Genomic DNA, 22,721 nt, shown 5'->3' with positions numbered 1-22,721 from the left:
AACAGCGGCAAGCCCTATTTCTTCGAACGACTGCTGGGAAGCCGGGAAGATTTCGGGGAGGCGGTTGCCCGGATCATCGTCTACGGCGACGAGGAGCCACGGGGCCAAGACCCTGCCGGCGTCAGTGATCCGCGCCCCGAACCGGGTAGCGTATCGTACGTGGTTCATTCCCTTGGCAGCCCGACCGTGTCGGCCATGGTGCGAGAGGTGCTGGACGAGGACGCGGTGCCGCGCCTGGCCGCCTGGCTCGGTGGTCCCGACGCCGCCCTCCGTGCCGAACTGGTCTTTGCCTGCTTTGCCGGAGTGCACGCCATGCGGCAAATCGTCGGTACCGCCGAGCTGAGTCGCGCGGGCGCCGAACGTCTGACCGCCGCTCTGGCGCCGATGCTGCAGGCCTGCGCCGATGGCGGGTCAACGCCGCCGCCCGCCTCAGTCATGAAGAGACCCCGAAATGCTTGACAGGGGCAGGGCGACCCCGTAGTTATTGAGGATGTCTGTAATTCGGGCCCACCATCACGCGCATCATCATCACGGCTTCCGGGCCGGGATGTGCTCTGCGCTTGTGGTTGTCGCCTAAGACACCAGACAACGCAACCGAGCAGCCCGCGGCCCGTCCTTTTGGCGGGCTTTTTTATTGGCAGCAACACCAAGGTCGAGAGTTCGAATGATCAAGATTGCCTTACCGAACAAGGGCCGGCTGGCCGACGACGCCCGTGAGCTGCTGGAAGACGCCGGGCTTGGCGTCCGGCTCCAGAGCGATCGTGCGCTGATCGCTACGCTGGGCGACGAGTACCAGGCCATCTTCGTCCGTTCCCAGGACATTCCGGAATTCGTGGCAGACGGCGCGGCCGAGGCCGGTATTACCGGCATGGACCTGGTAGCCGAGTCGGATCGCGAGCTGGATGACCGGCTCGACCTCGGCTTCGGCAAGTGCCGCATCGTGGTGGCCGCGCGGGACGAGAGCGGCATTGCCACGATCGAGGACATTCCCCCCGGTGCGCGGGTAGCGACGGTCTTTCCCGGCATTGCCGGCCGATTCTTTGAGCGGGCGGGTCGCGAGGTAACGCTGGTGCCGGTGTCCGGTGCGACCGAGATCGCCCCGCACATCGGCATCGCCGATCTCATCGTCGACCTGGTGTCGACGGGGTCGACGCTCAAAGTGAACGGCTTGCGTGAGGTCGTCACCGTGATCGACTCGAGTGCCAGGCTGATTGCGCGGCGCGGTCTGCCCGCCGAGAGCAAAGCGGCGCTCGATCGGCTCGTGGTGCGGCTCGAGTCGGTGGTTCGCGCTCGGGGGCAGCGATACCTGATGGCCAACGTGCCCCGGACGGCGCTCGATCAGGTCAAACAGGTCGTGCCCGGCATCAACGGCCCGACGGTCATCGATCTGCTGAACGGCGGGCTGCACGTGGCCGTGCACGCCGTGGTGCCCGCCAAGTCGGTCGACCGTGTCATTGCCGATCTCAAGGCCCTGGGCGCCGAGGGGATTCTGGTGACCCGGATCGAAAGGTTGATGCCGTGAACACAGCCGGGTTGCGGTTCCGCGGGCGCCTCGCCGATCTCGATGCCGACGCCAGGCGCGCACTCCGCGATCGCGCGGGGGCGGATGCTGCCTCGGTCCGGAACGCGGTCGCGACCATTGTCGACGATGTTCGTGCCCGCGGCGACGCGGCCTTGCGTGAACTGACTCGGCGTTTCGACGGGGTCGATCTCGAGGGGTTCGAGGTGCCCCGATCCGCCTGGGCCGCCGCGCTCGATCGGCTCGACCCCGCCGTTCGCCGAGGGCTCGAACGCGCCGCAGTCAACATCGCGACGTCGCACCGTGCCTGGGTGCCGGCCGGCGCCACGGTGGAGACCGAACCCGGCATCGTGCTCGAACGGCGGCCCTTTCCACTGGCGCGAGTCGGTGTCTACGTACCTGGCGGTCGCGCGGTTTACCCGAGTTCGGTGCTGATGGGCGTGGTGCCGGCCAAGGTCGCCGGGGTGGGCGAGGTGATCGTGACCTCGCCGGCGGGGCCGAGTGGTGCGCCCGCGGACGCGATCCTGGCGGCGTGTCTCCTGGCCGGCGCCGACCGGGTCTTTGCCCTCGGCGGTGCGCAGGCAGTTGCTGCACTGGCCTATGGCACCGAGTCGGTGCCGCGGGTCGACCGAATCGTGGGCCCCGGCAACGCGTACGTGATGGAAGCGAAGCTGCAGGTGTCCAACCGGGTCGGAATCGATGGCCCCGCGGGTCCGAGCGAGGTCCTCGTGGTGGCCGATGCCGCCGCCGATCCGGATCTGGTCGCTGCCGAGCTGGTAGCACAAGCTGAGCACGATCCCGATGCCGTGGCAATCGCAGTCGTGATCGGTAGCGCAGCGGCGGCGGCGCGAATCGAAGCAGCTCTGAGCCGTGCCGTCGCCGAGGCGGCTCGCGGCGATATCGTGTCCGCTGCGCTTGCCGGGTATGGGGGGGTGCTCACCGTCGATACGCTGGACGAAGCCGTGATCTTTGCCAACGACTTTGCGGCCGAGCATCTGCTGCTTGCCTTCGAGGGCGCCGAGCCTGCCAAGGACCGGTTCAGTGTCGCGGGGGCCGTCTTCGTCGGCTCGGCGAGCTCGGTCGCGTTCGGCGACTACCTGACAGGTGGCAACCACGTCCTGCCGACAGCTGGTCTCGGCCGGAGCTACTCGGGTCTGGGGCCGGATGACTTCGTTCGGTGGACGAGTTACCAGACCGTCTCTCCCGAAGCGGCCGCGCGCCTCGCCGAGGACACGAGCACGCTGGCAATGGCAGAAGGGTTGCCGGGCCATGCGAGGGCAGCAGCGCTGCGCGGCGCGCGATGATCACCCTGAGCGATAGCGATCTGTACCGATCTGATGAAACGAGCGGACTATGAGCAGGACCGTGGAACCGCGCCCGGGGTATCAGGCGCTCGAAGTCTACCGGCGTGAAGCGCCGCCGGTCGAGATCAATCTCGCCGACAACACCAACCTTTTCGGCTCGGCGCCCTCGGCGTTGGCGTCACTGGGTCAGTGGGCGGTGCGCAGCCCGGCGTCGTATCCGACCCTGACGACGCAGGAATTGCGCGAGAGCCTGGCCCGCTGGCTCGGCGTGACGGCCGACGCCGTGCTGCCAGGCTGCGGCTCGAATGATCTGCTCGACTCGACCATGCGCGCACTCGGCGTGCCGGGCAGCGCTCTCGCGCACGTGTCGCCCACGTTCGTGATGGGTGCGCACTTCGCGGCGTCGAACTCGCTGGTGCCGATTCCCGTCGCGACGCGGCCGGATGGGCAGCCTGACGTCGAGGCACTGCTCGCAACGGGTGCGCCGATCATCTATCTCGCCACCCCGAACAACCCGAGTGGCCAGGCGGCGTCGGCGGATGCGGTTCGGACCCTGATGGACCGGGCGCCGGGAATCGTGATGCTCGACGAGGCTTACACCGAGTACACGGGCGGCAGCTGGGCGCAGGAAGCGGCCCGGCGCGATAATGTCGTGGTCACCCGCACCTTCTCCAAGGCTTGGGGACTCGCCGGGCTTCGGATCGGCTACGCAGTTGCCTCGCCCGGGCTCATCTACGAGATCGAGAAGGCGCGTGGTCCGTACAAGGTCAGCGCTGTTGCGGAGCTGGCAGCAACGGCGGCGCTCGACCACGACGGCGCCTGGCTCGAGGACCTGGTGGCGACGACGCGGCGGGTGCGGGAGGGCGTCCGGCAGCGCTTGCTTGCGTTACGGTTCGACGTCGCACCGACGGATACCAACTTTCTCTCGATCCCGCTCCGCGACCCCAAAGCGGCCGTCGAGCTGATGGCGGGTCGCGGCATCGGAGTCCGACCGTTCGTCGACGCACCGGTCGTGGGCAGCCTGATTCGGGTTTCGATCGGCCCCGAGCCGATGATGGAGCGCTTTCTCGAAGCCGTTCGCGAGGTTAAGGCGTGAAAATTACGCTCTTCGACTATGGCGCCGGCAACCTTCACTCGCTGATGAAGGCCATCGCGGCGGCCGGGGTGGAGCCGAGTGTCGAGACTGACCCGCTCCGCGCGGTCGAGACCGACGTGCTGGTGCTGCCTGGAGTCGGCGCATTCGAGCCGGCGGCTGCGCGGCTTGCACCGGGCCGCGATGCGATGCGCCAGGCGCTGCTCAACGGATTGCCCTGTCTGGGCATTTGCCTTGGCCTGCAGCTCCTGTTCGACGGGTCGGACGAGGGGGAGGGCAGCGGCCTTGGCGTGATCGACGGCCGGGTCACTCGAATCGCCGCCGCGCGGCTGCCTCAGATCGGCTGGAATCTGATTGAAGACGCTCGCGAGCCCAGCCTGACAGGACTCACCTATGGTTACTATGCCAACAGCTATGTTGGGAGGCCTGCAGATCTCGGCGCGGTCGTGGCCTGGAGTCAGTATGAAGGTGATCGGTTTCCGGCGGCGGTGCGGCGGGGCCGAACCCTGGGGGTTCAGTTTCACCCCGAGAAGAGTTCGGCTCCTGGGCTGCAGGTGATTGCGAGCTACCTCGCCGAGGTGCGGGCATGATCGCGGTTCCGGCGGTTGATCTGCGGGAAGGCGCCTGTGTTCAGCTCGTCGGCGGGGCATACGAAGCCGAGCGGGTGCGGCTGCCGGATCCGGCCGGGGTGGCGACAGGTTGGCAGGCGCGGGGCTTCAGCCAGCTGCACATCGTCGACCTGGACGCGGCAACGGGTCGGGGCGACAACGTTCCGGTCATTGCGGCCATCGTGAGCGCAGTCGGTCGGGATGCGTCCCGTTCCGTGTCGCTCCAGGTCGGTGGCGGGATGCGCTCGGCGGAGCGCATCGAGGCGACTCTGTCGCTTGGTGTCGATCGGGTCGTTGTCGGCACCAAGGGGGTCGAGGATCCCTCCTGGCTTGCGGAGCAGGCGTCACGCTGGCCCGGACGGATCGTGCTGGCAGCCGATGTGCACGGGCGCGAAGTCGTGACTCGTGGCTGGGCGCAGGGCTCGGGTCGGGCCATCGGCGACGTGCTCCGCGCCGTCGACAGCCTGCCGCTGGCTGGAGTCCTCGTTACGGCAGTGCATCTCGAAGGGCGGCTCGAGGGGCCGGATCTCGACCTGACCAGGGCGGTTGCTGCCGATACGCGGCTGGTGGTTCAGGCCTCGGGCGGCATTCGCAATCTGGATGACATCGCGTCGCTGGCTGCTGCGGGGGCATCCCGGGCTGTCATCGGCATGGCATTGTACACGGGCGTACTCGATCCGGACGCCCTGGCGCGGGAGTATGGGCGATGAGTGTGATCACGCGACAGACCAAAGAGACCAATATCCGGCTCGAGCTGGTCCGGACTGGGCCGATCGTTGTCAGTACCACGGTTCCATTCCTCGACCACATGTTCGTCACCTGGGCACGTTATGCCGGGCTCGGCTTGACCCTCGAGGCCACGGGTGACCTCAGGCACCACCTGATCGAGGACACCGCAATTGCCCTGGGGCTCGCGGTGCGCGAAGAGTTTCCGCCACCGATCGTGCGGTATGGGCAGAAAACCGTGCCGATGGACGATGCCGTGGTCGAAGCCGTCCTCGACCTCGGTGGCCGGCCGTACTATGAGGGCCCGCTGCCCAGCAGTCTCTACGATCACTGGATGCGTTCGTTTGCCGACAATGCGCAGGCGACGTTGCACCTGATGGTGCACCGCGGTACCGATCGCCACCACATCGTCGAGGCAGGCTTCAAGGCGCTGGGCATGGCGGTGCGGCAGGCGGTGCAGCCGACTGATGAGATCGCGTCCACCAAGGGCGCGGTTCGGGTGGACCGATGATCACGAAGCGGCTGATCGTCTGTCTCGATGTTCAGGACGGTCGGGTCGTCAAAGGTGTGCATTTCAAGGATCTGCGCGACCTGGGCGATCCGGTCGAGCTCGCCAGTCGCTACGAGCGTGAGGGTGCGGACGAGATCGTCTATCTCGACATCTCTGCCTCGCATGAGGGTCGCGCCACGCTGTGGGATCTGGCTCGTGCCACTGCGGAGCGTCTCTTCGTGCCGCTGACGATCGGTGGTGGGGTGCGGACCGCCGACGATGTTGGCAAGGCGCTTCGGGCCGGGGCAGACAAAGTCGGTCTCAACACCGCTGCGGTCGAACAGCCGGATGCGATTCGTGCTGCGTCCGATCGTTTTGGTGCGCAATGTGTCGTGGTCAGCATCGACGCGGCCTGGGACGGCTCAGCCTGGCGCGTCTTCACCAAGGGTGGTCGTCAGCCGACAGGGCTCGACGCGGTGGCCTGGGCTGAAGAGGCCGTGCGGCGCGGTGCCGGCGAATTGCTGGTCACCAGTATCGATCGCGACGGCGTGCGCACCGGCTACGATCTTGCCCTGACCGGCGCAATTGCGCGGGCGGTCGACGTTCCCGTGATTGCCTCGGGCGGGGCAGGCACATCGGCGCATGTGGTGGAAGCGTTGACCGAGGCCGATGCGAGCGCGGCCCTGGTCGCAGGTATTCTGCACGATGGTGTTACCACCGTCGGTCAACTCAAGGCGGCGATGAGCGCGGCCGGCATCGAAACGCGGAGAGTCTGATATGAATCCGATGCAGGAACTGCTGCAGGCGGTGGCAGACGTCGCGCGCCGAGCGGGTGATGTGGCACAGAGCTACTTCGGAACCGGGGTCGCGGTCGAATGGAAGGACGATGGCAGCCCGGTTACCGTGGCCGATCGAACGGCGGAGGAAGCGGCCCGCGCCTGGATCCAGGAACGTTTCCCGAACGACGCCGTGCTTGGCGAGGAGTTCGGGCTATCGGGAAGTGCCTCCGGGCGGCGCTGGATCCTCGATCCGATCGACGGCACCAAGAGCTTCGTGGCCGGCGTGCCTCTCTGGGGCACCCTCGTGGCCGTGGTCGAAGGCGAGGACGTTCTTGCGGGCGCAATCAACTGCGCAGCGGCAGGTGAGCTGGTCGCGGCTGCGCGTGGCGAAGGGGCCTGGCTCAACGGCTCGCGCTGCCAGGTGTCCGATCGGGCGGCGCTCGATCAGGCTGTCGTGCTGACCACGGACGAACGGTATCCTGACAGCGAGCGGCGCCGGACCGCGTGGCAGGGGCTGGCGGCACAAGCCAGAGTCGTCCGCACCTGGGGCGACTGTTTCGGCTATCTCCTGGTGGCGTCCGGTCGAGCCGATGTGATGGTCGATGACAAGATGAATGCGTGGGACTCTGCCTGCTTGCTGCCCATTATCGAGGAAGCGGGCGGCGTCTTGACCGACTGGCGGGGCCGGCGGACTGGTTTCGGCGGCGATTCGATTGCGACCAACGCCGCGCTCGATCGCACCGTTCGCAGCATCCTCTGCGAGGGCGAACGATGACGGCGATCGATCTCGACGGACTCGATTTCAGCAAGGGCAATGGTCTCGTTACCGTCGTGACCCAGGATGCCGTGTCCGGTCGCATCTTGATGGTGGCTCATGCCGATCGCGAGGCGCTCGAGCGCACCGTGACGACCGGCGAGATGCACTACCGGTCACGAACCCGCGGACTCTGGCACAAGGGCGCCACGAGCGGCAACACTCAGCGGGTGGTCCGTCTCACGCTCGATTGCGATGCCGATACGGTGCTGGCCCAGGTCCTTCCATCGGGACCGGCTTGTCATACCGGTGCTGTTTCATGCTTTGGCAGTGCCGCCGATTCCGGTGATGTGCTGAGCCGGCTGGACGGCATCATCGCCAGCCGCGCGGTGGCGGCTGAGCCGGGGTCGAGCTACACCTCGAAGTTGCTGGGGGACCGGAATCTGCGCCTCAAGAAGCTTGGCGAAGAAGCGGCGGAGTTGGCCGTTGCCTGCGCCGATGGCGATCGGGCGCGCGCGGTCGATGAGGCCGCGGATCTCATATACCACACGCTGGTGGCCCTGCGGTCCCTGGGCGCGACGCTCGATGATGTTCGCATCGCGCTCGCTGCGCGTCAGAAGTAAGAGTCAGTCCGCCAGACTTTTTGCCCGTGATCGACAGGCGACCTGTTGGTCCGCACCCGATGTCGAACGACTGGTCATCCGAACGGATTCATCGAGGATAGCTCTGATGCCGATACGTTCCGCTGCCGTTCTCGCGGTACTGCTCTTTGCCGGCCAGCAAGATCTTGGTGGGCAGACCCCGCCGGGCGGTATGGGGGCCGCGACTCGCCCGACCTCGGGCCTGCCGCTCGTTACCAGCCGGACCGTGGCATTCACGACGAATCGGGGCTCGTGGCTGTCGCTCGATGTCAGTCCCGATGGTCGGACCATCGTCTTCGACCTCTTGGGCGATTTGTATACCATGCCGATCGGTGGTGGCAAGGCGACCCGGCTGACCAGCGGCCTGGCGTTCGACTCTCAGCCGCGATTCAGCCCTGATGGCACGCGAATCGTGTTTGTCTCCGATCGTGGTGGCGCAGAGAATCTCTGGGTCCAGAGCCTCGATGGTCGCGATACGCTGCAGCTCACCAAGGGCGACACCTTCATCTACCTCTCGCCGGTGTGGGCGCCCGATGGCCGTTACATCGTCGCGGGCAAGGCGCGCGAGCGGCTCGGTGGCCCGGCCAAGCTGTGGATCTACCATCTCGATGGCGGCACGGGGGCACCACTCATTGACGAGCCTGCGGCGCTCAAGGTGACCGGCCCGGCCATAAGCCCCGACGGCAACATGATCTGGTACGCCTCGCGGATGGGCGATTGGGAGTACGACGCAATTTTCCCGATGTACCAGTTGTCTGTCTACGATCGTCGGACCGGTGTGAGCACCGTGATGTCGGGCCGGTACGGTTCGGCGTTTCGACCGGGGGTCTCGCCCAACGGAAAATGGCTGGTGTACGGGAGCCGGTACGAAACCGAAACGGGACTTCGGCTGCGTGATCTCGACACGGGAGATGAGCGTTGGCTTGCCTATCCCGTGCAGCGTGATGATCAGGAGGCGTCGCGTGGCACGATGGACCTCTTGCCTGGCTACGCATTCACGCCGGACTCGAAGGCCATCGTGGTGTCGTATGACGGCCGGATCTGGCGTGTCCCGCTCGATGGTGGTCCGGCGGCCGAGATCCCCTTCACCGCGGAGGTGAGCGCCGAGCTCGGACCCGAAGTCCGCTTTCAGTATCCGATCGACGATATGCCGACGTTCTCCGCCCATCAGATTCGCGATGTCGCTCCATCGCCTGATGGCCGGACGCTCGCATTCACGGCTATGGATCGTCTGTATGTCGTCGATCTTCCTGATGGCGCGCCGCGCCGCGTCACGACGCTCGAGATCGGTGAGTTCATGCCCACCTGGTCGCCGGATGGGCGGAATCTCGCGTTCGTCAGCTGGGACGAGTCGGCGGGGGGCGGTCACGTGTATCGGGTTCAGGCCGATGGCCGGAGCGCGCCAATCCAGCTGACGCGTACTGCGGCGTTCTACACGCAGCCCGCCTGGGCGCCGGACGGCCGGCGAATTGCCCTCCTGCGCGGGGCAGCTCGGGATCTGCGAGATGCCCATGGCGGATTCTACAGCTACGGCCGTGGTGCTGAGTTGGCCTGGGTGCCCGCGCAGGGTGGCGATCCGGTGACAGTCCGTTTGGCGGGTACGAGCGCCTTCCCGCACTTCACCCGTGACACGACTCGGGTCTTCGTCTACAGTCGCGTCGACGGTCTCATTTCAGTACGGTGGGATGGCACCGATCCGAAGTCGATCGTGAAAGTCGCCGGCCCGTCCAACGGGCCCAGCGCCGCGCTGGTCAAGATGGCTCCGCAGGGCGATCAGGCGCTTGCGCTGCTGGGGACTGATCTCTATGCCGTAACGGTTCCTGTGGCTGGAGCGACGGCGTCCACCATAGTCGCCGATCCCGGTAACGCGGCCTTTCCGGTGCGCAAGCTGAGCGACATCGGGGCGCAGTTCCCGGCGTGGGCCCACGATGGCCTAGCCGTTCACTGGTCAGTCGGGAACGCGCACATCAGCTATGATCTTGCTCGAGCCGCAGTGCTCGAAGACAGCGTCAGGCGTTTGGGGCGCCAAGCCGGCGCTGCTCCACAAGAGGGGCAGCGCCGCTCGGCGGACCGGGATCGCTATCGGCCATTAGAACGCCGTATCGCCGTTCCGGTCCGGCGGGATATCCCGCGGGGTGAAGTCGTGCTTCGCGGTGGCCGAGTCGTGACGATGAAGGGGAAGGAAATCGTCGATGATGCGGATATTGTGATTCGCGACAATCGAATCGTTAGCATAGCGCGGCAGGGTCAGACGCCCGTGCCCGCGAGCGCCCGCGTAATCGATGTCCATGGCACCACCATCGTGCCGGGTTTCATCGACATTCACTATCACCCGCAGCAGCTCGTTCCCAACATCCACAAGGGCCAGCCCTGGCAGTACCTGGCGCAGCTTGCCTACGGCGTGACCACGACACGCGATCCGCAGTCGAGCACGACCGACGTGCTCACTTACCAGGATCAAGTCGAGGCCGGCCAGCTGCTCGGGCCACGTATCTACTCCACCGGGCCGAGCATCGACTACACGGCATTTCGGAGCTACGACGAGGTGCGGGATGCGGTCAGGCGGTATGCCCAGTACTACGAGACCAAAACCCTCAAGATGTACCTCACGGGCAATCGCCGGATTCGCCAATGGGTCGTCATGGCAGCCAAAGAGTTCGGGCTCATGCCGACGACGGAAGGCGGGCTCGACCTGAAGCTCAACTTGACGCATGTGCTCGACGGGTACTCCGGGCTTCAGCACGCTTTGCCCGCTACCCCCTTGTTCCGTGATGTGGCGGAGCTGATGACCCGGAGCGGAATTACCCATACGCCGACGCTGATCGTGTCGTACGGCGGACCGTTCGGCGAGAACTACTGGTACACCAACACCGACGTGCACGGCGACCCCAAGCTGCGCCACTTCACACCGGAGTCGGAGCTCGATGCCCGAACCCGCCGGCGCGGGGGGCGGACCGTCGCCAGCGGTGGCGGGCCGGGTGGCTGGTTCCGGAGTGATGAGTACGTCTTTGCCAAACACGCCGCGTTTGCGAAGGATGTGGTCGAAGCCGGCGGACGCGTGGCTATCGGTTCGCACGGACAACTCCATGGTCTCGGGTATCACTGGGAGATGTGGATGATGCAAAGTGGCGGGATGTCGAATCATGACGTTCTGCGCACTGCAACCATCCTGGGCGCCGAGGGGATCGGACTGGAACGCGACCTGGGGAGTCTCGAGCCCGGCAAGCTTGCCGACCTCGTGGTGCTCGGTGGTAACCCGCTCGATGACATCAAGCACACCAACACGGTGCGATACGTCATGAAGAACGGCCGCCTCTATCAGGGGGCTACCCTGGATCAGATCTACCCGGATCGGAAGCCGCTGCCTCCCTTTCCGTGGAAGGACGATCCCCCCAAGACGAATGCCGGAGTTCGGTAACGGCGTGCCGGCCGGCTACTTCCATGCACAGGTGACGAGATGACCCGTATCGAACGCGATGTTCGTTCTCCGGCTCGGCGCACCGAGCCCGCTTCCGTCGCAATGCTCCACCGTCGCCAGCGGCGACTGACGATGGCGGTCATTGTGCTTGCTGTCGGATGGGCGGCCAGTGTGATCCACGACTTGATAGCACACGTCCGTCCGGTGTCAGCCAGCGAGGGCCGGCCGGCCACATTGGCGGCAAACGACTCGGTACTCTACGTGCGGGGACTCGTCCTGTTGGATCAGAATGGCACCGAGCGGCTCCGGCTCGGGGCTCCGCTCCCTGAGCCGATCATGATGGGGCGGCGCTTTCCCCGGGGCTCGCCGGTTTCCGGGATCATCATTTACGATCACGAGGGCAACGAGCGGGGCGGATACGTCACCGGTGATGTCGGACGGACGGCCTCGCTGAGCCTCGACGAGATCAATCGCGCAGCGATCCACATCGGAGTGAGCGATCGCGGCGAAGCGCATGTCCAGCTCGGCAATGGTCTTGGTAGCTACGCATACCTCGGGGTGATTCCGTCCACCGGTTTTCTCCGCCTCGACCGGGCGGGCCAGGTGGTGACGATCTTGCCGGACACTGCGCTCGGGGTGACCCGATGAGGGGGCTCGTCCGTGCGGCCGCGGTAGCCGGGGCAATGGTGTTGGGGGGCGTGATGTCGGCCGCCGGGCAGGCAAGCAGCCACGGCACCGAACTCGTCGGCCACCGCAAAGGTGTTGCCTCCGTCGCATTTTCTCCCGATGGTCGTTGGCTCGCGTCGGGTGGCCTCGATGGTGTCGTTCGGGTCTGGGCAACTGGGACCTGGAAATTGACCCATACTTTCGATCACGGCGAGGAGGTCTACAGCGTCGCGTTTGCACCGGACAGCCGCACCCTGGCCTCGAGTGCCGGCGACAACCGCGTTGTTCTTTGGGATGTCGAGGCTAACCGGCAACTCCGGGCGACGACGTTGCCGACCTGGTCGCTGGCACTCACCTTCGCACCTGACGGCACTCTGCTCGTTGGCAGCATGGACGGAGCCGTCCGCAGGTTCGATGGAACTCTGCGGGAAAAGGGGGCAGCGCTGGCATCGGGTAACGAAGTGTGGTCCCTCACGACCTCGCAGGACGGACGGCTCCTAGTCACCAGCGTGCCGATCAAGCTTTGGGAGCTGGATACTGGTGCGGAGCTTGCGAACCTGGTGCGACGACGCGGGTACGGCCAAGGCTCGGTTGCGCTGGCGCCCGGTGGTCGCTTTCTCGCCTCCGGAGAGGCAATCGGAGGGGCGCGCACTTGGTCGCTGCCTGATGGCATGCTGCTCGCCACGTTGGAGACCAACGCCGAACGGCGTGCGGTCGGAGGGGCCGGATTCGGTCGGGTCAGCGTAGCGATGCCGGTAACCGGTGTCGCGTTCACCCCGGATGGCGGTACCCTCGCCACCGGTGGCGGCGATTGTCTCGTCCGCCTCTGGAGCGTCGGTCCCGATGGGCGCCTGACGTCGCCTGCCCCCGTTGTGCTGGGCGCCGCTCGGATGACCATCACGGCGATTGCGATCTCCCCGGATGGTGCATACCTCGCCGCCTCGAGCCTCGACCGCACCGTGCGCGTCTGGCCGCTGGGCCCGCGTGCGGGTACGCAGGCGACGGGATGCTCGTGATCGCGAAGCAGGCCGGTCACATGATCAGGCGGATCGTGCCGGCGCTGGCCGGGCTAGGATGTCTAACCGGCGTCAGGGTCCGTGAAGGCCCTGACGCCTCGACGCAGAATAGCTACCGAATCCGGGGCATCACGTTGTAGTTACTCCGCATCCGAAGCACCTTTCCGTTGGCATCGAGATCGAACGTCGTCGCCTCGGCCAGCTCGCCGTCATCGCGGATCCGCTTGAAGGTGTGCTCACCCACTTTGCGGTACTTCGTGATGGCCCGCGCCGGGTTGTCGTTGGGCAGGAAGATCGACGCTAAGCCGCCCTCCCAACGAATCACGGAAACCTCGCCCCCGAACGAGGACTGGTAGACCCCGATATACGGATCGAGCGAGCGATCCGCCGCCTGGATCTTCCCGGCAGTGTCCTTCTGGGCCGCCAGAATCGCGGGGGCCATCAGCGCGTAGGCACGCTGCGCCAGTGGCGTCGCCGGACCGTCGATGGCGTTGATGCCCGTTGCGACCGCGATCTTCTCGGTGGGCCGCATCGTCAGCTGGGTCCGGTAGCCGGGGCAGCTGCCACCGTGCCCAACGAAGACCTTGTTGTCGGTCCGGCTGACCGAGAACCCGAGGCCCCAGGTCGTCTGCGACTCAGGGTCCTGGAAATGCACCCGCTGCATGTTCCGGAGCGTGTTGGCCTGCAGGACCTCGCTGCCGCCCTTGTCGAGCAGCCGGAACTGCCACGATGCGAACTTGCCGAGGTCGAGCACGGTCGAGGCAAAGCCGGCCGCCGGCGCGATGCCATTGGCCTGGTAGAACGGCAGGATGGCCCGCTCCCCGCTCCGGGGATAGCCGCCGTAACCGACCGCCAGACGCTTGCCGCGCTCGGCGGCGGGCATATCAGTATAGGTGTCGTTCAGACCGAGCGGCGTCAGGATGTTGGTGCGCACGTACTGATCGAAGGTCTGGCCCGAGGCGGCAATCACGATCTCGCCCACCAGCGTCAAACCGAGATTGGAATACTGCCAGAAGGTCTCGGGCCGGTAGAGCATTTCCTGACTCGAGACGGCCTTCTGGATCTGCTCCCGGGTGGGAAACTGGAAAGGCGTGCTCCAATACGGGTAGGCCGCTTCACGCGGCAGCCCCGCGGCATGCGTCAGGATGCCTTCGACCGTGACGTCCGCCTGATCGTGGATGTCGCTCTTGAGCTGGAACCAGGGCAGATGGTTCTCGACCGGATCGTCGAGGCGAACCTTGCCTTGCTCGTACAGCTGCATCAGTGCGACGCTGGTGAACAGCTTCGAGATCGAGCAGATGCTGTAGAGCGTCGTCGGGGTCGCCCTGACTTTGCGCGCCACGTCGGCAAACCCATAGGCGCCCTGCCAGAGCACGTCCTGGTCGACGATGACGGCGGCCGAGAGGCCGGGAAGGCGCTTGAACGCCTGCTCGGCGTCGAGCCACTGTTCGAGCAGGGCTGTCGCTTCCTGGACACGCGGGTGCTTGGCGAGGGCCTGGGCAGCGGCGGTCCCGCTCACACCCAGAACGAGGGTCAGGGCCGCAACGGCGGTACGGATCGAGCTGCGCATCAGGAGTCCTCGAAAAATTGGAATTATGCGGGTACTGGTTTGCCGCGCCCCACCTTGCCGCCGTAACGCGCTGCCGTGATCTCGGCCAGGATGCCGAGCGCGATGTCCGCCGGTTCACGACCGCCCAGATCGAGGCCGATCGGTCCGTGGATCCGGGCAATCTCATCGGCGCTGAAGCCGGCTTCGGCCAGGCGCTCCCGCCGAAGCTGCTGAGTCTTCCGTGACCCGATCACGCCAATATACGCCGCGGGCGACCGGATGGCTGCCTCGATGGCGGGGTCGTCGAACTTGGGGTCGTGCGTCAGCAGACAAATGCAGGTCGCCGAGTCGATCCCGACGTCCTGGAAGACCTGTTCGGGCCACCCGACGATCAGCCGATCGGCATCGGGAAACCGTTCCGGTGTCAGAAAGGCCTCGCGCCCGTCCGCGACGATGGTCCGGTATCCCAGCGGCTTGGCAAGCTTGACCAGCGCCATCGCGATATGAACGCCGCCGAAGACGAGGAGCGTCGGTTGACGCGGAAAGACCTCGTAGAGTACCGTGATCTCACCGGCTGGCGTCGGAATCGTTTCGCTCGAGGCCGACAGCTTTTTGAGCGCATGCGCAGCTCCCGCAGCAATCAGCTCGGCCGCTCCGGAGTCGAGCCCGCGGATCTCGCGTTGGCCGGACTCGTGGTAGGTCAGACCGCCGCCCTGACCCGGCCCGCCAATGATCGTGGCAACGACGCTGCCTTCCGTGCCCTGCGCAGCCTGCAGAATCTCGGGCCGCAGCTCGGGCTCGACCCACATCGAAATCGTGCCGCCGCACGAGAGGCCGAACTCCCAGGCCCGCTCGTGCGTCACCCCATACTCCAGGTGCTTGGGCGTGCCGCGCTCGATGGCCTGCTGAATCTCTTCGACGACCGCATTCTCGACGCAGCCTCCCGAAACCGAGCCCGCCATCCGCCCGTCAGCCGTGGCCACCAGCACCGCCCCCTCCGGACGCGGCGCCGACCCCCAGACTCGGGTAACCACGGCCCGGCCCATCCGGGCGGGGGCAAAGCGTTCCAGGGCCTGCAACAGTTCACGCATACGTACCAGTCCGTCGGAAGGGGCGCACCAGCCGGGTGGCCAGGTGCTCCAGAGAAGCAATTGAGGCTGAGGGAAGCATTTCGTCAACGTAGGGCAGCGCCGCCTTGAGGCCCTGTACTTCGGGGCGGTAGCCCTCCTGGGCCGCCAGCGGGTTGAGCCAGAGTATCCGATGGCACGCCCGCCGGAGCTTGGCCATCTCGGCGCCAAGGGTTTCGGGGTCGCCGCGTTCCCAGCCGTCGGAGACGATCAGGACGACCGCGCCACTCCGAACGGTGCGGCGGACCCAGCGGCGGTTGAGCTCACGGAGGCTCTCGCCGATCCGGGTGCCGCCATTCCAGTCGACCACCGTACCGCCGACCCGACCCAGCGCGGCATCCGGATCCCGGGTTCGCAGCTGGCGTGTGATGCGAGTGAGCCGGGTCCCGAAGACGAATACCTCGACCGGCGCGCCCGATTGACCCAGCGTGTGCGCAAACCGCAGCATCAGGCGACTGTACGGCTCCATCGATCCGCTGATATCGGTGATCAGTACGATCGGGCGCGGGCGCTTCGGGTGGGTCAGCCAGCGCCAGCGCAGCGGGTCGCCGCCGGTGGCGAGCGCGGCCCGGAGCATCCGGGCCTGTGCCGGCCGAGCGCCCCGGTGCGCCGCGCTGGCCCAGCGCCGTGAGGGCTTCTGCGGCAGCCGCGGCGCCAACCGGGCCAGCATCCGCGCCGCGTCGAGGCGTTCGTCGCCGGTGAGCGAGGCGAAGTCGGCGTGTCGGATGCGTTCCAGCTCGCTTGCCTCGACCGTCTCGGGTCGGGGCGCGCCATCGGGCAGGATCTCCCCTGCGGCAGGCGGTACTCGGGCTGGAAAGGTCGGCGGCTGTCGGGCGTCCTGTCGAATTCGGGGCAGCGGCGGCGCATCGCTGCCGATCAGTCCGTAGCGGCGCCAGAAGAGGCCAAAGGCTCGATCATAGAGGTCCCGGTCTTCGCGTCGTCGCACGAAAATGGCGCGGCCGGCGGCCTGGACGGTCCGTCGCCGCTCGAATCCGACCGCATCGAGCGCTTCGAGGAAGAGACGGGTGTCGCCCGGACCCACCGGCAGCCCGGCGCGTCGGAGCAGTCTTCCAAACGCGACCAGATTGGCCGTCAGGGTCACCGCGCGGCCCCGAGTTCGTTCAGCAGCCCGCGGGCGCCCTCGCCGCGAATCCGAACGACGTCCTCCTGATACTTGAGCAGCACCCCCAAGGTGCGATCAACATCTTCGGCCGACAGGCTCTGCGCGCCGAGCGAGTCGAGGGCGGCGGCCCAGTCGATGGTTTCCGCGACACCAGGCAGCTTCGAAAGGTCGCTGGTGCGGAGCCGCTGCACGAAGGCAACTGCCTCGCTCGCGAGGCGCTCGCCGAGACCCGGCAGTCGAGCCTGAATGATGGCCAGCTCCCGCGCCGCTGAGGGATAGTCGATCCAGTGGTAGAAGCAGCGACGCTTCAGCGCGTCGTGCACTTCGCGGGTTCGGTTACTCGTCAGAATGACCTGCGGGCGCAGCGTTGCCGTGACCGTGCCGATTTCTGGAATCGTGATGGCGAAGTCGGCCAGCAGCTCGAGCAGGAATGCCTCGAACTCCTCGTCGGCCCGATCGACCTCGTCGATCAGCAGCACCGGGGCGACCGGTCCCGGACTTTCGATGGCGCGAAGCAGCGGGCGCCGAATCAGAAACTCGCGGCTGAAGATGTTGCGGGTCGAGGCCGCATCGGACCGGCCCTGGGCTTCGAGCAGGCGGATCTCGAGCATCTGGCGCGGATAGTCCCACTCGTAGAGCGCGGTGGCCGCGTCGATACCTTCGTAGCACTGCAACCGGATCAGCTCACCGCCGGTGACCGCGGCAAGCGTGCGAGCCACTTCGGTCTTACCCACCCCGGCCTCACCCTCGAGGAAGAGGGGGCGACCGAGCCGGAGCGAGAGGTAGAGGGCGGTGGCAAGGTCGTCGTCCGCCAGGTAGCCATGACGGGCAAACGCCTCAGCCAGCGCACCTGACGAAGCAAAGACCGGCTCCGGAACCGCGGTCATGCGGAACCGGCAGCCTGCCGCGACACCGTCTCGGCGAAGTCCTTGAAGAATTGCTCCGCGAGTTTCCGGGCCGTACCCTCGAGCAGCCGTGCGCCGACGCTGGCAACCGTACCCCCAACATCGCTGTTGGCTTCCCAGACGAGCCGGATCACACCCGGCGCCGCGTCCTCGAGCCGGAACGAGGTGGTGGCGTCCAGCGTCGATCCTGGCGCCTTGCCGCGGGCGCGCATCTTGGCGCTCTGGCCCTCGACGAGGTCGAACAGCTCGACGTTCAGGGTGAACCGAATCTTGAGCGCGCCGATGCCGAGCCCCGCGACCACCTTGAAGTGGGTCGGGTCGATTTCCTCGACACTCTCGACCACGCCAGCACTGGCCGCGACGAGCTGCGGATCGAGGATGGCTTTCCAGACCTGTTCGCGGGTGGCGCGGATTTCGGGGGCGCCGTTGAAGCTCATCCGCATGAACGACCTGCCGGTTGGATGGGGAACGGTTGCGTGTCCGGAACCTAGCGAGGTCGGCAGCGCACCGCGACCACCCGGGTCGAGGCTAGCTGACGCGGGGGCTGTAGCTCGCCCGGCCGAGCACGCAGAGCTTGCCATCCGCGTCGAGGACTTCGATGTCCGCGATGGCAATCGTCCTGCCCAGCTTCCGAACGATCGCGCGCGCCCGGACGCTCGACGTCAGCACCGGTCGGAGATAGTCGATTCGCAGGTCGATGGTCGGAACCCCGCCGCCGATCATCATGGCCACGGCGACGTCGCCGGCGATATCGACCAGCGAGGCGAGCGGCCCACCATGGAACTGCCCGGTTCCCTCGGCGCGCTCGAGCGCAGGGTGCATCGTCATGCTGAGTTCGACCGCCGAGCGGGCCGGATCAGCCGCCTCCATCCTGACGCCGAGTGCGGCAATGGCCGGCGAGGCGTCGAGCAGGGCCTGGAGACTAGCGAGCGTCATCGGGGTCGGGCTGGTCATGGCGGGGCGGGTCCTTGCGGCGGGAAAGGGTCAGGGTCGGTCGTCGCGACGGAACGTAAAGGGTGCGGGCTCGCCGCCGAGCTCGATCTCGAATCCATCGATTCTGCCGGTCGGGCTGAGCCGGAACGTCAGGAAGGCGCTGCCCCACATCGCCGGCGACCAATGTGCGCGGAAGATATCGTGATGCCAGTGCTCCAGCGAACCGCTGAGCCCCGGCCCCAGGCGAGCGACAAGGCCGTCACCGACCCGGGAAACTGTCAGGTCACCGTACAGGCTGTCACGATAGACGCCGGCGTACGCATCGAGGGGCAGGGACGGCGAGGTGTTGGGCCTCCTGCTACCGAGCAACCGACTTTCTCGGCTGGCGAGCCCGTCGCGACGAGCAGCCGTGCGACGAAGGCCGATGGCGCTGCGATCGAGATCCGGCGCGCCGAGCTCGCGATCGATGATCCAGTCGGCCAGAAGGCCGGGCAGCGCCGTGTTGTGCAGGTTGCTGAGCACGGCGACGCCGATCCGTGCTTCCGGTATCAGGGCAATCGCCGCCGACATGCCGTCGACGTTGCCCTCGTGTTCTGCCACGAGCCGGCCATGGTAGTCTTTGAGAAACCAGCCCAGACCATAGGCTTCGAAATGGGTCGGCCGGATCGCGGCGGTATCGATCGGCGGGGTACCCTCTCCGGCGAGCATCAGCTGCGGTGTAAACAGCTCGGCGATCCGCCCCGCCGACGCGAATCGCTGACTGTCGATGCGGCCTCGACCAAGCAGGAAGCGCAGCCAGCGGGCCAGGTCGGTGGCGGTGGAGCCCATCGCGCCGGCTGCGCCGAGGTTTTCGAGCACGGGTCGGTCGATGGTGCGGATCGTGTCGCGGATCCGCGCGTGCGGGGTCGCGATGTCGTCGTCGACCGGCAGGTCGGCCGCGCGGGTGCTGGTACGCGTCATCCGGAGTGGCGTCAGGATCCGCTGTGTCACGAGGTCGTCCCACGATTGCCCGGACACCGCCTGGGCAAGTTCGCCCGCCGCCACGTACATCACGTTGTTGTAGCTCAGCCCCGTCCGGAACGGCACCAGCGGCCGCATGAAGCGAATTCGCCGGGTCAGCTCGGCGCGGCTGTGCCGTGATGCGTACCAGACGAAATCACTGCCGGCGAGTCCGGTCCGGTGCGCCAGCAGGTCGCGCACGGTCACCAGATCCGTCGTCCAGGGATCGGGCATCCGAAAGCCGGGCAGATGGCGGGTGACCGGGTCGTCCCAAGTGACCAGCCCCGAATCTGCGAGCATGGCCAGGACCGTCGCCGTAAAGGACTTGGTGATCGACCCGATCCCGAACACGGTGGTCTCGGTGATGGGATCGAGCCCTCCGACGGTGCGGACACCATAACCGCGAGTCAGCACCACCGAATCGTTGCGGACGATCGCGATGGCAAGACCGGGCACCCCCCATGCGTTCAGCGCGTTCGTGACATAGCGCTCGAGCCGCTCCGGTACGACCTGCGCCGATGCGACCGATGTCAGTGCAAACAGGATGGCGGCCAGGACAAGCTGACGCATCGGGACGCGGGTCGCAGCGAATAGGGGGCTCGTTGGAACGACTGCAAGCTAGGCCATTGTCTCGGTATCAACCAGGGCTTGACGCTCGCTACAGCAGGATCGGATACTTGCCGCTTCTTCGGAGGTTTGGGTCACGATGCGTCGCCGCTATCTCGTTGCAGCTCTGGCGCTGGTCGCCGGTGTTGGGTTGTCCTCGCCGGTCGTGGCACAGGCACCGTCGCGGGAGGAATTGCTGACCGCCATGAGTGCCAAGATCGCCTGCTCGGCCGTGTTCATAACGGGGCGAGAGGTCGAGGATGCCCTGACCAACAGTGCCCCCAGATTCTGGGGCTCGTTCACCCGCGAGCGGATCACCAGGGTTGAGGTCGACCGCCAGGCTCGTGCGGTTCACCTGACCCTCGATGGCAGCCTCCGACGCACGGCCCGCGTGTTTGGCGATCAGGGCTGTGTCATCCTGCCGCGGGGCCGCGACTCCGTGGCGTTCTCGCCCCTGCCTGTCAGGACGGTTCTCGGCCCCGCCGCGTCGGCACCGTGGCCCATGGGCGATCGTCCCATCGATGGGCCATTTCCCGCCGACGTCAACCGCGCCCGCCTCGACGCAGGCCTCGACCTGGCGTTTCGATCACCGGAGGCGCTGACGCTCGCAATGGTGGTGGTTCATCGAGGACGGATCGTAGCTGAGCGGTATGCGCCAGGAGTCGACCAGGACACTCAGCTCGAAAGTTGGTCGATGGGAAAGAGCATCATTGCGGCCCTGGTCGGACTGCTGGTTCAGGAACGCAAGCTTCGCCTCGATGATCGCGCACCGATCGAGGAGTGGCAATCCCCGGGCGACCCGAGGGCTCGGATCACCATCCGCGACCTGATGCAGATGAGCAGCGGGCTCCGCTTCTCCGATGCCACAGATCCAGCGGAGACCTGGGGACAGGCGCATCCCGACCACCTCTACATCTACTCAGGCGCAGTCGATGCCTTTGCCTTCAGCATCGGCAAGCAGCCCGAGCACCCTCCCGCGACGGTGGGGCGCTACCGCAACGTCGACCCACTGACGTTAGGCGGAATCGTTCGGCGGACCCTGTCGGCGGCTGGCGAAGAGTACCTCACTTGGCCGCAGCGCGCCTTGTTCGATCGGATCGGGATTCGCCGTCAGGTGCTCGAGACCGATCCGTACGGCAACTTTCTGCTGACGGGTTACGACTACGGAACTGCGAGGAACTGGGCCAGGCTCGGTATGCTCTACCTGCAGGACGGCGTCTGGCAGGGTCAGCGTCTTCTCCCGGAGGGCTGGAGTCGGTTCGTGAGCACGCCTGGCCCCGCCTGGAAAGAGCCGGTGTACGGTGGCCTGTTCCGACTCAACGGCAACGGCGAATGGAACATGCCTCGCGATGCCTATTTCATGAGCGGCGGTGGCGTCAGCAAGACAATCGTGATTCCGTCCCATGATCTTGTGATTGTGCGGATGGGTCATCTTCAAGGCACTCGCAAGCACGAAGCCGACCTCAATCTCGCGTTGGGCGAGATCCTTGCCGCCATTCCCCAGCGTGGAGAGTAGCTCGGCCAGACTTCATGATTCCTTCAGGCTCGTGAGTGTACCTTGGGAGTTGGCATGAGCTTCACATTCAGTCCTGAAGGAGGCAAACATGGGATACCTGCGAGGCGCGGAACGAACTGTCCGGGACGTGATGACTTCGGATGTGATCTCGATTCATCCGGATCAGACCGTGACGGAGCTGATCGGCCAGCTTGCCGATACCCACGTGTCTGGTCTGCCGGTCATCGACAGCCGGCGTCGCCTGCTTGGCGTGGTCTCGACTACTGACCTGCTGTCGGCATTTGCCGAGGCCGGTGATGGCGAGGCTCGGGAGCGGTTGATGCAGCAGACGGCGCGAGACATCATGACGCCGCGAGGTCTCGTGGTCGAGCCGGATCTCGAGCTTCGCGAGGCAGCGCTGCAGATGGAGTATGGCGGGGTGCGCCGGCTGTTCGTCGAGTATGAGGGGCAGGTGGTCGGTGTGATTTCCCGCAGTGACATCAACCGGGTCTACGCCCTCGGTCTGCTGAACTAGCGCGTCAGGGTGGCTCCGGTACCCCCTTCCGGAGCCACCCCCGGCGCGTTACTTGGGGCCGACCAGCACCGCATTGGTGAGCAGCTCGGCCGGCCCGCGCCAGTATTCCTGATCGGTTCACAGATCGCCCATTGAAGTAGCTTGAGAACAATGGCGGCCCCCGTGAGATCATCAATATGAGCTACGGTGGCGCGGTCAATGCCTGGTGGCGCCGATCATCGGCGGGGTTGCCATCTGCTGAGAGAATTCCTCTGGCGGGAGCCTCCTGGAGTTCGTACCTTGCTCATACTCCGGTGACGCTGGGCATACTACGATGAAATCACCTCGGCTCTATTGGTTCTCGGTCGTTGCGCTTGCCTGCGGAACTGCGACAGGTCCCGGCGCGACGGGGCAGGTCGGCGATGTATACGTATCGGTTTCGTTAGAGCCGACAAC

General features: G+C 66.3%; 22 protein-coding genes. 15 read left to right on the top strand and 7 right to left on the bottom strand.

The annotated features are described in order from the left end of the window. The 13 genes from KF785_16835 to KF785_16775 form a co-directional block, all read left to right on the top strand. A partial coding sequence (locus KF785_16835) for a hypothetical protein (protein ID MBX3148433.1) occupies positions 1-459 on the top strand: 459 nt, incomplete at its 5' end. A 205-nt stretch (positions 460-664) separates the two neighbouring features. Beyond that, positions 665-1,522, top strand: coding sequence for an ATP phosphoribosyltransferase (locus KF785_16830; GenBank protein ID MBX3148432.1), 858 nt, complete (start codon positions 665-667; stop codon positions 1,520-1,522). Continuing rightward, entirely contained in the window at positions 1,519-2,823 is a 1,305-nt protein-coding gene (gene hisD, locus KF785_16825; protein MBX3148431.1) for a histidinol dehydrogenase, read from the top strand. Before KF785_16830 ends, hisD begins: the two co-directional genes overlap by 4 nt. A gap of 49 nt (positions 2,824-2,872) precedes the next feature. Further along, positions 2,873-3,919, top strand: coding sequence for an aminotransferase class I/II-fold pyridoxal phosphate-dependent enzyme (locus KF785_16820; protein ID MBX3148430.1), 1,047 nt, complete (start codon positions 2,873-2,875; stop codon positions 3,917-3,919). 44 nt (positions 3,920-3,963) lie between these two features. Continuing rightward, entirely contained in the window at positions 3,964-4,506 is a 543-nt protein-coding gene (gene hisH / locus KF785_16815; GenBank protein ID MBX3148429.1) for an imidazole glycerol phosphate synthase subunit HisH, read from the top strand. Next, the gene (locus KF785_16810) at positions 4,503-5,234 is read left to right on the top strand and encodes a 1-(5-phosphoribosyl)-5-[(5-phosphoribosylamino)methylideneamino] imidazole-4-carboxamide isomerase (GenBank protein ID MBX3148428.1); all 732 of its coding nucleotides are present in this window, start codon (positions 4,503-4,505) and stop codon (positions 5,232-5,234) included. Before hisH ends, KF785_16810 begins: the two co-directional genes overlap by 4 nt. Continuing rightward, positions 5,231-5,761, top strand: a complete 531-nt coding sequence (locus KF785_16805; protein MBX3148427.1) for an imidazoleglycerol-phosphate dehydratase — start codon at positions 5,231-5,233, stop codon at positions 5,759-5,761. Before KF785_16810 ends, KF785_16805 begins: the two co-directional genes overlap by 4 nt. Continuing rightward, positions 5,758-6,516, top strand: coding sequence for an imidazole glycerol phosphate synthase subunit HisF (gene hisF, locus KF785_16800; protein MBX3148426.1), 759 nt, complete (start codon positions 5,758-5,760; stop codon positions 6,514-6,516). Before KF785_16805 ends, hisF begins: the two co-directional genes overlap by 4 nt. A gap of 1 nt (position 6,517) precedes the next feature. Then, positions 6,518-7,294: a histidinol-phosphatase gene (gene hisN / locus KF785_16795; protein MBX3148425.1), complete on the top strand. Its 777-nt coding sequence runs from the start codon at positions 6,518-6,520 to the stop codon at positions 7,292-7,294. After that, positions 7,291-7,896: a bifunctional phosphoribosyl-AMP cyclohydrolase/phosphoribosyl-ATP diphosphatase HisIE gene (locus tag KF785_16790; GenBank protein ID MBX3148424.1), complete on the top strand. Its 606-nt coding sequence runs from the start codon at positions 7,291-7,293 to the stop codon at positions 7,894-7,896. The genes hisN and KF785_16790 overlap by 4 nt, the downstream gene beginning before the upstream one ends. Before the next feature lie 106 nt (positions 7,897-8,002). Then, a complete protein-coding gene (locus KF785_16785; protein MBX3148423.1) occupies positions 8,003-11,332 on the top strand; it encodes a PD40 domain-containing protein in 3,330 nt (1,109 codons plus the stop codon). Between the two features lie 39 nt (positions 11,333-11,371). After that, positions 11,372-11,980, top strand: coding sequence for a hypothetical protein (locus KF785_16780; protein MBX3148422.1), 609 nt, complete (start codon positions 11,372-11,374; stop codon positions 11,978-11,980). Next, positions 11,977-13,014: a WD40 repeat domain-containing protein gene (locus KF785_16775; GenBank protein ID MBX3148421.1), complete on the top strand. Its 1,038-nt coding sequence runs from the start codon at positions 11,977-11,979 to the stop codon at positions 13,012-13,014. The genes KF785_16780 and KF785_16775 overlap by 4 nt, the downstream gene beginning before the upstream one ends. 112 nt (positions 13,015-13,126) lie before the next feature. On the opposite strand, the gene KF785_16770 is transcribed toward KF785_16775, so the two are convergent. The 7 genes from KF785_16770 to KF785_16740 all read right to left on the bottom strand — a co-directional run bounded on the left by KF785_16770 (position 13,127) and on the right by KF785_16740 (position 20,220). Beyond that, positions 13,127-14,584 (bottom strand): serine hydrolase, encoded by a 1,458-nt coding sequence (locus KF785_16770; protein ID MBX3148420.1) that lies wholly within the window; start codon positions 14,582-14,584, stop codon positions 13,127-13,129. A 23-nt stretch (positions 14,585-14,607) separates the two neighbouring features. After that, positions 14,608-15,654, bottom strand: coding sequence for an XdhC family protein (locus tag KF785_16765; GenBank protein MBX3148419.1), 1,047 nt, complete (start codon positions 15,652-15,654; stop codon positions 14,608-14,610). Further along, positions 15,647-16,792: a VWA domain-containing protein gene (locus tag KF785_16760; protein ID MBX3148418.1), complete on the bottom strand. Its 1,146-nt coding sequence runs from the start codon at positions 16,790-16,792 to the stop codon at positions 15,647-15,649. The genes KF785_16765 and KF785_16760 overlap by 8 nt, the downstream gene beginning before the upstream one ends. Continuing rightward, positions 16,789-17,700, bottom strand: coding sequence for a MoxR family ATPase (locus tag KF785_16755; protein ID MBX3148417.1), 912 nt, complete (start codon positions 17,698-17,700; stop codon positions 16,789-16,791). Before KF785_16755 ends, KF785_16760 begins: the two co-directional genes overlap by 4 nt. Further along, complete coding sequence (locus tag KF785_16750; protein ID MBX3148416.1) at positions 17,697-18,161, bottom strand: carbon monoxide dehydrogenase subunit G; 465 nt, start codon at positions 18,159-18,161, stop codon at positions 17,697-17,699. Before KF785_16750 ends, KF785_16755 begins: the two co-directional genes overlap by 4 nt. An 85-nt stretch (positions 18,162-18,246) precedes the next feature. Continuing rightward, on the bottom strand, positions 18,247-18,672 hold the full coding sequence (locus tag KF785_16745) for a PaaI family thioesterase (protein MBX3148415.1): 426 nt from the start codon (positions 18,670-18,672) through the stop codon (positions 18,247-18,249). Between the two features lie 30 nt (positions 18,673-18,702). Then, complete coding sequence (locus KF785_16740) at positions 18,703-20,220, bottom strand: serine hydrolase (protein MBX3148414.1); 1,518 nt, start codon at positions 20,218-20,220, stop codon at positions 18,703-18,705. A 136-nt stretch (positions 20,221-20,356) separates the two neighbouring features. On the opposite strand from KF785_16740, the gene KF785_16735 reads away from it, so the two are divergent. Together KF785_16735 and KF785_16730 are read left to right on the top strand one after the other, a co-directional pair. Next, positions 20,357-21,772: a serine hydrolase gene (locus KF785_16735; protein ID MBX3148413.1), complete on the top strand. Its 1,416-nt coding sequence runs from the start codon at positions 20,357-20,359 to the stop codon at positions 21,770-21,772. An 88-nt stretch (positions 21,773-21,860) separates the two neighbouring features. Continuing rightward, positions 21,861-22,286: a CBS domain-containing protein gene (locus KF785_16730; GenBank protein MBX3148412.1), complete on the top strand. Its 426-nt coding sequence runs from the start codon at positions 21,861-21,863 to the stop codon at positions 22,284-22,286. The last annotated feature ends 435 nt before the right edge of the window (positions 22,287-22,721 follow it).

Source organism: Gemmatimonadales bacterium, from assembly GCA_019637315.1.
Lineage (GTDB): Bacteria > Gemmatimonadota > Gemmatimonadetes > Gemmatimonadales > GWC2-71-9 > SHZU01.
The sequence above is the reverse complement of the archived record's forward strand: the minus strand, read 5'-3'. Positions and strand labels throughout refer to the sequence as shown.